Below are 12,969 nucleotides of genomic sequence, written 5' to 3'. Positions count from 1 at the left end.
GCCCCCGCCCGGGGCGGCCGCGGGCGCAGGCCACCACCTGCGAGGCGGCCGCGGGGAGGTCGTGCCCCCGTCAGCCACCGGCGGCGCGCGCGTGGAGCTCCCGTCGGCGGGCGCTGGCCGTGCGAGTCTCGTGCCCCCGGCCGGGCACCCGGCCGCGCGGGCCTCCTCACTCCCACCGCGCGTGCCTGGCCACCACGCCGACCCCTCACATCTGGAGACCCCCGTTCCACCCGGCTCCCAACCTCGTCCGGCGCCAGGCCCCGAACGCACCAATGTGATCATCCGACCGCCGTTCCCCCACGCGGGGAGCGCCGATCCGGGTCCCTCGAAGTCACGCACACGCCGGTTCCGGCACTAAGGTGGCTGCGAGGGACTTGAAGCTTTCTGGAGAAGGGAGGTCGGCCCGTGCGGCTCGACCATGAATTCACCGTTCCGGCCCCGCCCGCCGAGGTGTGGAAGGCGGTCACCGACCCGGAACGCGTTGCCCCCTGCATGCCGGGTGCGACCCTGACGAAGGTCGAGGGCGAGACGTTCACCGGCACGGTCAAGGTGAAGCTGGGGCCGATCTCCCTGCTGTACAAGGGCTCCGGCGAGTTCCTGGAGACCGACGAGCAGGCCCGCAGGATCGTGATCAAGGCCTCCGGCAAGGACTCGCGAGGAGCAGGCACCGCGGCGGCGACCGTCACGGTGACGCTGTCCGAGGAGAACGGCGGGACGAAGGGTTCCGTGGCGACGGACCTGAACGTGACCGGCCGCCCGGCACAGTTCGGCCGCGGCATGATCTCCGAGGTCGGCGGCAAGATCCTGGACCAGTTCGCCACGAACCTGGCCGACCGCCTCGGCTCGGCGGAGACCCCAGCGGCCCCGGCCGAGGAGAAGCCGGCCGAGTCCGGGGTGACCACCGAACCGGCCCCGGAGAAGCCCAAGCTGGAGACGGTGAAGCCCCAGCCGCAGGAAGCCGAGGCGATCGACCTCTTCGAGTACGCGGGCAGCTCCATCGGCAAGCGCCTGGCCCCGGTACTCGCCGGAGTCGCCGCGGTACTCGGCATCGTGGCGATCGTGCGCCTGATCCGCCGCCGCTGAGGCCCAGCGCCGAGCGGGCGGCCCCACCTGCTCGGCGCACCTCCCCACGACACCCGGGCACGCCAGCCGCCCACCTGGGTTCGCCGCGCACGCACTGCCCGCCACGCGCCGCGCCCTGTCGGGCCCCCAGATCCAGCCGCCCGGCTGGCGACTGCCTACGCCTTGCGCAGATCCCGCCGCCCCGCCCGGCTGGTTGCCACGCGCCCTCGTGCCAGCCCCTCCGACCGGGCCCCCGCGCGCGCCCGCGTTGCGCCATCACGCCCTCGCGCCCTCGCGCGCCGCAGCCCCTCCGACTGGGCACCTCCGCGCGCTCGCGCCGGGTTGTGACGCCGCGCTCGGGCTGTGACGCCGCAGCCGCGTTGCGACACCGCGGCCAGACTGCGACCCCGCGCCCTCGCGCCAGCCCCTCCGACCGGGCACCTCCGCGCGCTCGCGCGCCCGCGTTGCGCCATCACGCCCTCGCGCGCCGCAGGCCCTCCGACTGGGCACCCCCGCGCGCTCGCGCCCGTGTTGCGACACTGCGCCCGGGCCGCAACACTGCGTCCGGGCCGCAACACCGCGCCCGGACTGTGACACCACGCCTGCGCTGCGACACCACGGCCGCGCTGCGACACCACACCCGCGCTGCGACATTGCACCCGCGCTCCGACACCGCACCCGCGCTCCGACAGCGCGGCCCCTGCGCCGCGTTCTACCCCCGGCGCAAGCCCGCTTCGCGCCCCCTGGCATCCACCCTGCGCAGCCCGCGCCAGGTCCACTGCACACCAGGCGTGCCGGTCCCGCCCCGGCGTGCTGCGCGCCACGCTGGGGAAGTGGGTCGCCGCAGGCGATGTTGTACCTCTTGTGCGTACCGAAACCGACGTCGTGGTGATCGGGGCGGGGCAGGCCGGCCTGTCGGCCGCCTACTTCCTCCGGCGGTCCGGCCTGGAGTTCGTCGTCCTCGATCGGGACTCCTCGCCGGGCGGGGCGTGGCAGCATCGGTGGCCCTCCCTGCGGCTGGACAAGGTCCACAAGTTCCACGACCTGCCCGGCATGGCCTTCGACGAGCAGGACGAGCACCGGATGGCGTCGGAGGTCGTCGCGGAGTACTTCGCGCGCTACGAGCGTGCCTTCGAGCTGCCGGTGCGGCGCCCGGTCGAGGTGGTCGCCGTCCGGGACGCGGGTGAGCGGCTCCTCGTCGAGAGCGCCGGCGGCGACAGCTGGGCCGCCCGCGCCTTGATCAACGCGACCGGCACCTGGACGCGCCCGTTCTGGCCGCACTACCCCGGACAGGAGACCTTCACCGGTCGCCAGTTGCACACCGCCGACTACCGCAGCGCGGAGGAGTTCCGCGGGCAGCACGTGCTGGTTGTCGGCGGCGGGACGTCGGCCGTGCAGCTGCTCATCGAGATCGCCGAGTTCGCGAGCGGCACCACCTGGGTGACCCGCCGCCCGCCGGTTTTCAAGGACGTCGAATTCAGCCCCGAGCTGGGCCGCGAAGCCGTGGCGCAGGTCGAGCGCCGCGTGCGGGCCGGGCTGCCGCCGGGGAGCGTGGTGAGCGTGACCGGCCTGATGCGCACGCCCCAGGTGCGCGACGCCAAGGCCCGCGGGATCCTCGACCGGAAGCCGATGTTCGACCACCTGACCCCGACGGGCGTGGTGTGGCCGGACGGGACCGAGCAGCACGTCGACGCGATCCTCTGGGCGACCGGTTTCCGCGCCGCGCTGGACCACCTCGCGCCACTGCACCTGCGCGAACCCGGCGGCGGCATCCGCATGGAAGGCACCCGCGCAGCCTCCGAACCCCGCCTGCACCTGGTCGGCTACGGTCCATCAGCGAGCACGATCGGCGCGAACCGAGCGGGCCGCGCAGCAGTCCGCGAGATCCGGCAGCTGCTCGCGACCCCCAAGGTGGCCGCGGCGAGCTGAGCGGCTCGCCTGGCGCGGCTGCCCGGGGGCGAGACCGGCCCGAGCGCACCGGGGGTGGTTGCGATGCGCCTGGGTACCGGGGGATTGCGCGGGATGGGGCGGCGGTGCAGCTGGCTGGAGTGGCTGCTGGCTAGCTGCGGTGGCGCGGGGTGGGTCCGCAGGGGACGGCGCGGGTTTACCGGGGGGTGGCCGCGATGCGGCTGGGCACAGGGGGGGTTGGACGCGCCGGGGAGCGGTGCGGCTGGCTGGAGTGGCTGCTGGGTAGCCGCGGTGGCGCGGGGTGGGTCCGCAGGGGACGGCGCGGGTTTACCGGGGGTGGCCGCGTTGCGGCTGGTTCCGTGTGGGTGCCGGGGGTTGCGCGGGATGGGGTGGTTGGACGCGCCGGGGGGGCGTGGTGCGGCTGGCTGGAGTGGCTGCCGGGTAGCCGCGGCGGTGCGGGATGGGCCCGCAGGGACGACGCGGGTGCGCCGGGGGTGGCCGTGTTGCGGTGGTTCCGTGAGAGCGCCAGGGGTTGCACGAGCTGGAGTGGACGCGCCGGGGGGCGGCGGTGCGGCCGGCTGGAGTAGCTGCCAGATAGCCGCGGCGGCGGGGGTGCGCCCGCAGGGGACAGCGCGGGCGCACCGGAGTGGCCGCGATGCGGCTGGTTCGGAGCGGGTACCGGCGAGCGGGCCTGCACAGACTGGGGGATTGGGACCGTCAGTTCGGCCGCGCGAGCTGGGGGATTGGGACCGTCAGTTCGGCAGCGCGAGCTGGGGGATTGGGACCGTCAGTTCGGCAGCGCGAGCTGGGGGATTGGGACCGTCAGTTCGGCAGCGCGAACACCCTCCGCGCGTTCCCACCCAGAAAAGCCTCCCGCGCGGAAACCCCCAGCTCCAGCGCCGGCAGCTGCTTCAGGGCCTGGGCCGGGGTGAGCATCGGGTAGTTGCTGCCGAACATGACGCGCGTCCGGCCGCGGTCGCGCATGTACTCGACCAGCTCGGCGGGCAGCCGGTGCACCGCGTAGGCCGACGTGTCCACGTAGAAGTTCGGGTACTTCGCCGCCAGGGACAGGACCTCCGCCATCCACGGGTAGCCCACGTGACCGCCCACCACGACCAGCTCCGGGAAGTCCAGCAGCACCTCATCGAGGTACGGGATCGGCCGCCCGGGCTCCGACGGGCACCGCGGGCCGGTGTGGCCGATCTGCGTGCAGAACGGCACGTCCTCCTCCACGCACGCCACGTAAACCGGGTAGTAGCGGCGGTCGTTCGGCGGCAGGTTCCACAGCCACGGCACCACCCGCACCCCGACGAAACCGTTCCGCACGCACCTCCTGATCTCCCGCACCGCCCGCACCGGGTCCGTCAGGTCCACGGTCGCGACCCCCGCGAACCGGTCCGGGTGCGCCGCCACCAGCTCCGCCACCTCGTTGTTCGTGATCAGCGCGCCGCCCGGCCCGTGCCAGGCCGACAGCAGCCCGACCCGCACCCCGGCCTCGTCCATCGCGTCGAGCGTCGCCCTCAGCTGGGGCGCCCTGCGGGACATGTTCGTCCACCGCACCAGCGTCTCCAGCCACGGCTGGTCCATGAAACGCTGGTTCGGCTGCTGCATCCACACGTCGACCACGTCAGCCATCGCTCACCCTCCCAGCGGCCCCGGCGAAGATCCGCTTGACAGCATCCCACGCCCACCCCAAGGGTTGTCACATGAACAAGGGCATGCTCACCCTCGACCAGCTCCGCGAACTGGCCGAGGAGGGCACCGTGGACACCGTGCTCGTCGCGATGACCGACATGCAGGGCCGCCTCCAGGGCAAGCGCTGCTCAGCTGAGTACTTCCTCAACGAGGTCGTCACCCACGCCACCGAAGCCTGCAACTACCTCCTCGCCGTCGACGTCGACATGAACACCGTCGACGGCTACGCGATCTCGAGCTGGGAAAGCGGTTACGGCGACTTCGTCCTCCGCCCGGACCTGTCCACGCTCCGCCGCGTGCCCTGGCACGACGGGACCGCCCTCGTGCTTTGCGACGTCGAGCGCGTCGAGGGTGGAGAGGTCACCGCGTCGCCCCGGCAGATCCTGCGCCGCCAGCTCGACCGGCTCGCCCAGCGTGACCTCGCCGCGTTCGTCGGCACCGAGCTGGAGTTCATCGTCTTCGACGACACCTACGAGCAGGCCTGGCGCGGCGGCTACCGCGACCTGACACCCGCCAACCAGTACAATGTGGACTATTCGATGCTCGGCACCGCCAGGCTGGAGCCGTTGCTGCGCCGCATCCGCAACGACATGGCCGGCGCGGGCATGTACGTCGAGTCCGCCAAGGGCGAGTGCAACCCCGGCCAGCACGAGATCGCGTTCCGCTTCGACGAGGCCCTGCGCACCTGTGACAACCACAGCATCTACAAGACCGGCGCGAAGGAGATCGCCGCGCAGGAGAACCGCAGCCTCACCTTCATGGCCAAGTACAACGAGCGCGAGGGCAACTCCTGCCACATCCACCTCAGCCTGCGCGGCACGGACGGCACCCCGGTGTTCGCGCAGGATCCCGCGCTGATGCGGCACTTCATCGCCGGGCAGCTGGCCTGCCTGCGCGAACTGACCTACTTCCTCGCGCCGAACATCAACTCCTACAAGCGGTTCGTGCCCGGCAGCTTCGCGCCGACCGCCGTCGCCTGGGGCACCGACAACCGCACCTGCGCGCTGCGCGTCGTCGGGCACGGCGAGTCGCTGCGGGTGGAGAACCGGGTGCCCGGCGGCGACGTCAACCCCTACCTCGCCGTCGCCGCGATCATCGCCGCCGGCCTGCACGGCATCGAAAACGAGCTGCCCCTGGACGACGAGTTCACCGGCAACGCCTACCACTCGGACAAGCCGACCGTGCCGACTACGCTGAGGGAGGCGGCGGAGCTGCTGGCCGACAGCAAGGTCGCCCGCGAGGCGTTCGGCGAGGACGTCGTCGAGCACTACCTCAACGCGGCCAGGGTCGAGCTCACCGCCTTCGATGCCGCCGTCACCGACTGGGAGCGCCAGCGTGGGTTCGAACGCCTCTGAAAAACCGGTCATCGGGCTGACCACCTACACGGAAAAGGCGAGCTGGGGCGTCTGGCACACCGGCGCCGCACTCCTCCCGCGTTCCTATGTGGACGCGACAAGCAACGCCGGTGGCATCCCGGTCCTGCTCCCAACCGGGGACACGCAAGCACTGTCCGCTGTGGACGCCCTGGTCCTCACCGGCGGGGCGGACGTCGAGCCCGCCCGCTACGGCCAGGAGCCCGGGGACAAGACCGTCACCCGTCCCGAACGCGACGACGCCGAGTTCGCCCTCGCACGCGCCGCCCTCGACCGAGGTCTGCCGGTGCTCGGCGTGTGCCGCGGCATGCAGGTCCTCAACGTCGCCCTCGGCGGCAGCCTGATCCAGCACCTGCCGGACCGCGTCGGCCACACCGGGCACCAGCCGTCGCCGGGCGTCTACGGCCCGACGCACGTCACCCTGGCCGAAGGCAGCCGGATCGCGGGCATCCTCGGCGCCGACGCGAAGTGCCAGTGCTACCACCACCAGGCCGTCGACCGGCTCGGTGACGGCCTGCGCGCCGTCGGCCACGCCGCGGACGGCACGATCGAAGCCGTCGAGCTGCCGGGCGCGGGGTTCGTGGTCGGCGTGCAGTGGCACCCGGAAGAAGACACGCAGGAGACCCGGTTGTTCGCGGCGTTGGTGGAGGCGGCGTGCAGGTGATCGACCCGGCCACCGAGGACGTCATCACCGACGTCCCGCTGGCCACGGAAGAGGAAGCCGACACCGCGATCGCGAAGGCGCGCAAGGCGTTCCCCGCGTGGCGGGACACCGCCCCCGGCGACCGCGCCCGCCTGCTGCGCCGCTTCGCCGAAGCCGTCGACGGCGACCTGGAGAACCTCGCGCGCCTGGAGGTGCGCAATTCCGGCCACACCATCGGCAACGCCCGCTGGGAGGCCGGCAACGTCCGTGACGTGCTGCACTACTACGCCGCCGCGCCGGAACGCCTGCTCGGGCAGCAGATCCCCGTCGCGGGCGGGCTGGACGTCACCTTCCACGAGCCGCTGGGCGTGGTCGGCCTGATCGTGCCGTGGAACTTCCCGATGCCGATAGCGGGTTGGGGCCTCGCGCCCGCCCTCGCCGCCGGCAACACCGTCGTCCTCAAACCCGCCGAACTGACCCCGCTCACCGCGCTCCGCCTCGCCGAGCTGGCCCGCGACGCCGGGATCCCTGAGGGCGTCTTCCAGGTCGTGGCCGGCGCGGGCCCGGTCGTCGGGCAGCGGTTCGTCACCCACCCGGACGTGCGCAAGGTGGTCTTCACCGGGTCCACCGCGGTCGGCAAGCAGGTCATGGCAGGCTGCGCCGAGCAGGTCAAGCGCGTGACGCTGGAGCTGGGCGGCAAGAGCGCGAACATCGTCTTCGCCGACGCCGACCTGGAGAAAGCCGCCGCCACCGCGCCCTACGGCGTGTTCGACAACGCGGGCCAGGACTGCTGCGCCCGCTCCCGCATCCTCGTCCAGGACACCGTCTACGACCGGTTCCTGGAGTTGCTGGAGCCCGCCGTGCGGAACCTCGTCGTCGGCGACCCCGGCGACGAGAAGTCCGAGATGGGCCCGCTGATCTCGGCCGCGCACCGCGAAAAGGTCGCCTCCTACCTCGACGACGCCGAGGTCGCCATCCGCGGCAGCGCACCCGACGGCCCGGGCTTCTGGTTCCCGCCCACCGTCGTGACGAAGCCGGGCGAGCGCCTGCTGACCGAGGAGGTCTTCGGCCCGGTCGTCGCGGTGGTGCCGTTCCGTGACGAGGCGGACGCGGTGCGCATCGCCAACGACACCACCTTCGGGTTGTCCGGCTCGATCTGGACCCGCGACGTGGGCCGGGCTCTGCGCGTGTCTCGCGCCGTCGAGGCGGGCAATCTGTCGGTCAACTCGCACTCGTCGGTGCGCTACTGGACGCCCTTCGGCGGCTTCAAGCAGTCCGGTCTCGGCCGCGAGCTGGGCCCGGACGCACTGCACGCGTTCACCGACGTCAAGAACGTCTTCATCAGCACGGAGGAATAGATGCAGCGGTTCGACGGCCGGGTCGTCGTGATCACCGGCGGCGGCAGCGGGATCGGCCTGGCGACCGCCCGCCGCCTGGCGAGCGAGGGCGCGAAGGTGGTGGTCGCCGACATCGACGCCGACGCGGGAAAGAAGGCGGCCGCCGAGGTCGGCGGCGAGTTCGTCCCCACCGACGTGACCAGCGAGGAGCAGGTCGAGGCCCTCTTCCAGACCGCGGTCGACCGCTTCGGCTCCCTCGACGTCGCGTTCAACAACGCCGGCATCTCCCCGCCGGAGGACGACTCGATCCTCACCACCGGTATCGACGCCTGGCAGAAGGTCCAGCAGGTCAACCTGACCTCGGTGTACCTGTGCTGCAAGTACGCCATCCCGCACATGCGGCGGCAGGGCAAGGGCTCGATCGTCAACACCGCGTCGTTCGTGGCGGTGATGGGCGCGGCGACCTCGCAGATCTCCTACACCGCGTCCAAGGGTGGCGTGCTGGCGATGACCCGCGAGCTGGGCGTCCAGTTCGCCCGCGAGGGCATCCGGGTCAACGCGCTGTGCCCCGGCCCGGTGAACACGCCGCTGCTGCGCGAGCTGTTCGCCAAGGACCCGGAGCGGGCCGCGCGCCGCCTGGTGCACGTGCCGCTGGGCCGCTTCGCCGAGCCGGAGGAGATCGCCGCCGCCGTGGCCTTCCTGGCCAGCGACGATGCGTCGTTCATCACGGCGTCGCAGTTCCTGGTGGACGGCGGTATCTCGGGCGCGTACGTTACCCCGCTGTAGACTGAAGCCGGACAACTGAACAGCAGGCCGTCACGAGCCGGAGCGGGAGAGTCCCCAGGTCAGCCCTGGGGCGCCGAAGGAGCAACTTCCCCGCCAATCTCTCAGGTACCAGTTACCGCTCCGCGCCAGGCCACTCTGGAAAGCAGGCGCGCGCCGTCGCGTCTCACCCAAGGTGAAAGCCGCGAGCGCGGTGAAACTCTCAGGTGCCGATGACAGAGGGGGAGTTCCCGCACCCGTAGATGAGGAGCTCCCGATGTCCTTCGCCGATCGCCACATCGGACCTTCCGAACACGAACAGGCCAAGATGCTCGCCGAGTGCGGGTTCGGGAGCCTGGACGCGCTGGTCGAGGCCGCCGTCCCGGCGTCGATCCGCACCGCGGGCGCGCTCGACCTGCCCCCGGCCTCCGAGCAGGAGGCGACCGCCGAGCTGCGGGCGCTGGCGGCGAAGAACCGCCCGATGACCCAGATGATCGGCCTCGGCTTCAGCGACACCGTCACCCCGCCGGTCATCCGCCGCAACGTGCTGGAGAACCCGGCCTGGTACACCGCGTACACGCCGTACCAGCCGGAGATCTCGCAGGGGCGGCTGGAGGCGCTGCTCAACTTCCAGACGGTGGTGTCGAACCTGGCCGGCCTGGACATCGCCAACGCCTCCCTGCTCGACGAGTCCACCGCGGTCGCCGAGGCCGTCCTGCTCATGCGCCGCGCGTCGAAGGCGAAGTCGTCGCGCGTCGTGCTGGACGCCGAGTGCCTGCCGCAGACCATCGCGGTGGTGCGGACGCGGGCCGAGGCGGTCGGCATCGAGGTCGACGTGCGGGACCTGGGCACCGGGCTGCCGGAGGACTTCTTCGGCGTCGTCGTGCAGTACCCGGGCGCGTCCGGCGTGCTGCGCGGCAAGGGCTTCTACGAGGCGATCGGCAAGGTCGCCAAGGACGCCGGCGCGCTCTACACCGTGGCCGCGGACCTGCTGGCGCTGACGCTGGTCACCGCGCCGGGTGAGTTCGGCGCCGACATCGCGGCGGGCACCACCCAGCGGTTCGGCGTGCCGCTGGGCTACGGCGGCCCGCACGCCGGATACCTCGCCGTGCGCAAGGGCCTGGAGCGGTCGCTGCCCGGCCGCCTGGTCGGCGTGTCGGTCGACGCGGACGGCAACACCGCCTACCGGCTCGCGCTGCAGACCCGCGAGCAGCACATCCGCCGCGAGAAGGCGACCTCGAACATCTGCACCGCGCAGGTGCTGCCCGCCGTGCTGGCCGCGATGTACGCCGTCTACCACGGCCCGGAGGGCCTCAAGGAGATCGCGCGGCGCGTCCACGGCCTGGCCGCCGGGCTGGCCGGGGCGCTGCGGTCCGCGGGCGTGGAGGTCGTGCACGAGAGCTTCTTCGACACCGTGCTCACGCGGGTGCCGGGCCGGGCCGCCGCCGTGGTCGCCGCGGCGCGCGAGTCGGGCGTCAACCTCGGCCGCGTCGACGACGACCACGTGCGGATCGCCTGCGACGAAGTGACCACCGTGGACATCGTGGACCGCGTGCTGCGGGCCTTCGGGGCGGAGCCGGGCATCGCCGACGGCGCCACCGCGCTGCCCGCCGGTCTGGCACGCACCAGCGAGTTCCTGACGCACGAGGTGTTCCACAGCCACCGCTCGGAGACCGCGATGCTGCGGTACCTGCGCCGTCTGTCCGATCAGGACTACGCGCTGGACCGCGGCATGATCCCGCTCGGCTCGTGCACCATGAAGCTCAACGCGACCGCCGAGATGGAGCCGATCAGCTGGCCGGAGTTCGCGGGCCTGCACCCGTTCGCGCCCGCCGAGGACGCGGCGGGCTACCGCGAGCTGATCGACCAGCTCTGCGGCTGGCTCGCCGAGGTCACCGGCTACGACGAGGTCTCGCTGCAGCCCAACGCAGGCAGCCAGGGTGAGCTGGCCGGGCTGCTCGCCATCCGCGCCTACCACCGCGCCAACGGGCAGCCGGAGCGCGACGTGTGCCTGATCCCGTCGTCGGCGCACGGCACCAACGCCGCGTCCGCCGTGCTCGCCGGGATGCGCGTGGTCGTGGTGGCCTGCAACGGCGACGTCGACCTGGACGACCTGCGCGCCAAGGCGGAGCAGCACCGCGACGCGCTGTCCGCGATCATGGTCACCTACCCGTCCACGCACGGCGTGTACGAGGAGGGCATCGGCGAGATCGCCCGCATCGTGCACGAGGCCGGCGGGCAGGTCTACGTCGACGGCGCGAACCTGAACGCGCTGCTGGGCCTGGCCAAGCCGGGCGAGTTCGGCGGCGACGTGTCGCACCTGAACCTGCACAAGACGTTCTGCATCCCGCACGGCGGTGGCGGCCCCGGCGTCGGCCCGGTCGCGGTGCGCGCGCACCTCGCGCCGTACCTGCCCAACCACCCGCTGTCCGACGGCGCGGGCCCGGACACCGGTGTCGGCCCGATCTCGGCGGCGCCGTTCGGCTCGGCGTCGATCCTGCCGATCTCGTGGGCCTACATCCGCATGATGGGCGGGGCCGGGCTGACCAGCGCCACCAAGGTCGCCGTGCTCGCCGCGAACTACGTCGCCGCGCGGCTGTCCCCGCACTACCCGGTGCTCTACACCGGGCGCAACGGGCGGGTGGCGCACGAGTGCATCCTCGACCTGCGCGCGCTGACCAAGCGCACCGGCGTGACGGTCGACGACGTCGCCAAGCGCCTGGTGGACTACGGCTTCCACGCGCCGACGATGTCGTTCCCGGTCGCCGGGACGCTGATGGTCGAGCCGACCGAGAGCGAGGACGTCGCCGAGCTGGACCGGTTCTGCGACGCGATGATCGCCATCCGGCGGGAGATCGAGGAGGTCGCCGAGGGCCGGTGGGCCGTCGAGCAGAGCCCGCTGCGCAACGCGCCGCACACCGCGGAGATGCTGACCGGCGACTGGGACCTGCCGTACGACCGCAAGACCGCGGTCTACCCGGGCGGGGTGTCGCCGAAGAACAAGTACTGGTCCCCGGTCCGCCGCATCGACGGCGCCCACGGCGACCGCAACCTCGTCTGCTCGTGCCCGTCCGTCGAAGCCTACGGGAGCTGACCATGCGCACCGCACTGTATTCCGTCCACAAGGGACTGGGCGCGCTGTTCACCGACTTCGCGGGCTGGGAGATGCCGGTGCGGTACGGCAGCGAGCTGGCCGAGCACCGCGCGGTGCGCGAGGCGGCCGGCCTGTTCGACCTCTCCCACATGGGCGAGATCGAGGTGACCGGCCCGCAGGCCGCCGACGCGCTGGACTACGCGTTCGTCGGCAAGCTGTCCGCGGTCAAGCCGGGCCGCGCCCGCTACACGATGATCTGCGACGCCGACGGCGGCGTGATCGACGACCTCGTGGTGTACCGGCCCGAGGACGAGAAGTACCTGGTGGTCGCGAACGCGGGCAACGCGCCGGCGGTCGCCGCGGAGCTGACCGAGCGCGCGTCCCGGTTCGACGCGCGGGTCACCGACCGGTCGGCGGAGTTCGCGTTGATCGCGGTGCAGGGCCCCAACGCGGTGGACGTGCTCGGCGCGGTCACCGACGCCGACCTGGCCGGCCTGAAGTACTACGCGAGCATGCCCGCCACGGTGAAAGGCCACGAGGTGCTGCTGGCGCGCACCGGCTACACCGGCGAGGACGGCTTCGAGCTGTACGTCCCCGCGGACGAAGCGGCGTCGGTGTGGCACATCCTCACCGAGGCCGGCCAGCCGCATGGACTGGTGCCCGCCGGGCTCGCCTGCCGCGACACGTTGCGCCTGGAGGCGGGCATGCCGTTGTACGGCAACGAGTTGTCGCGGCAGCGTTCGCCGTTCGAGGCGAACCTGGGCCGCGTGGTCAAGCTCGACAAGCCGGATTTCGTCGGCAAGGCAGCGCTGGCTGGGCGGCTGGAGCCGTCCGAGGTGCTGGTCGGGCTGCGTGGCGCCGGGCGGCGCGCGCCGCGGCACGGGTACCGCGTGCTCTCCGGCGAGGAGCCGGTGGGCGAGGTGACCAGCGGCGCCCTGTCGCCGACGCTGGGCCACCCGGTCGCGATGGCCTACGTGCCGGTGGCGCTGAGCGAGCCGGGCACGGAGCTGTCGGTCGACATCCGCGGCCGGATCGAGCCGGTCGAGGTCGTCGCGCTGCCGTTCTACCAGCGGGGCGCAACGAAGTAACTTCCTG

9 protein-coding genes and 1 riboswitch are annotated in these 12,969 nt (G+C 72.5%); of the genes, 8 read left to right on the top strand and 1 reads right to left on the bottom strand.

Going from position 1 to position 12,969, the window contains the following annotated elements:
- The first annotated feature begins 405 nt into the window (after positions 1-405).
- Positions 406-1,083, top strand: a complete 678-nt coding sequence (locus ABZ193_RS33230) for an SRPBCC family protein (RefSeq protein WP_354712671.1) — start codon at positions 406-408, stop codon at positions 1,081-1,083.
- Positions 1,084-1,926: 843 nt separating this feature from the next.
- Positions 1,927-2,991 (top strand): FAD-dependent oxidoreductase, encoded by a 1,065-nt coding sequence (locus ABZ193_RS33225; RefSeq protein WP_354712670.1) that lies wholly within the window; start codon positions 1,927-1,929, stop codon positions 2,989-2,991.
- Between the two features lie 801 nt (positions 2,992-3,792).
- Here the strand turns inward: ABZ193_RS33225 and ABZ193_RS33220 are convergent.
- A complete protein-coding gene (locus ABZ193_RS33220; protein WP_354712669.1) occupies positions 3,793-4,605 on the bottom strand; it encodes an amidohydrolase family protein in 813 nt (270 codons plus the stop codon).
- 83 nt (positions 4,606-4,688) lie between these two features.
- On the opposite strand from ABZ193_RS33220, the gene ABZ193_RS33215 reads away from it, so the two are divergent.
- From ABZ193_RS33215 to gcvT, 6 genes are all read left to right on the top strand, one after another.
- Positions 4,689-6,020 (top strand): glutamine synthetase family protein, encoded by a 1,332-nt coding sequence (locus tag ABZ193_RS33215; RefSeq protein ID WP_354712673.1) that lies wholly within the window; start codon positions 4,689-4,691, stop codon positions 6,018-6,020.
- On the top strand, positions 6,001-6,702 hold the full coding sequence (locus ABZ193_RS33210; RefSeq protein WP_237335965.1) for a gamma-glutamyl-gamma-aminobutyrate hydrolase family protein: 702 nt from the start codon (positions 6,001-6,003) through the stop codon (positions 6,700-6,702). Before ABZ193_RS33215 ends, ABZ193_RS33210 begins: the two co-directional genes overlap by 20 nt.
- A complete protein-coding gene (locus tag ABZ193_RS33205) occupies positions 6,693-8,039 on the top strand; it encodes an aldehyde dehydrogenase family protein (RefSeq protein WP_354712668.1) in 1,347 nt (448 codons plus the stop codon). The genes ABZ193_RS33210 and ABZ193_RS33205 overlap by 10 nt, the downstream gene beginning before the upstream one ends.
- Positions 8,040-8,804, top strand: coding sequence for a 3-oxoacyl-ACP reductase (locus ABZ193_RS33200; RefSeq protein WP_354712667.1), 765 nt, complete (start codon positions 8,040-8,042; stop codon positions 8,802-8,804).
- 33 nt (positions 8,805-8,837) lie between these two features.
- Positions 8,838-8,932, top strand: a riboswitch (glycine riboswitch).
- Positions 8,933-9,057: 125 nt separating this feature from the next.
- Positions 9,058-11,874 carry an aminomethyl-transferring glycine dehydrogenase gene (gene gcvP, locus ABZ193_RS33195; protein WP_354712666.1) on the top strand — a complete coding sequence of 939 codons (2,817 nt, stop codon included), beginning with the start codon at positions 9,058-9,060 and terminating at the stop codon, positions 11,872-11,874.
- Positions 11,871-12,962, top strand: a complete 1,092-nt coding sequence (gcvT, locus tag ABZ193_RS33190) for a glycine cleavage system aminomethyltransferase GcvT (protein ID WP_354712672.1) — start codon at positions 11,871-11,873, stop codon at positions 12,960-12,962. Before gcvP ends, gcvT begins: the two co-directional genes overlap by 4 nt.
- The last annotated feature ends 7 nt before the right edge of the window (positions 12,963-12,969 follow it).

This window comes from Amycolatopsis sp. NPDC006125 (genome assembly GCF_040614195.1).
GTDB classification, from domain to species: Bacteria; Actinomycetota; Actinomycetes; order Mycobacteriales; family Pseudonocardiaceae; genus Amycolatopsis_E; species Amycolatopsis_E tucumanensis.
Note: the sequence above shows the minus strand (reverse complement) of the source record. Positions and strands in the feature narration are given on the sequence as shown.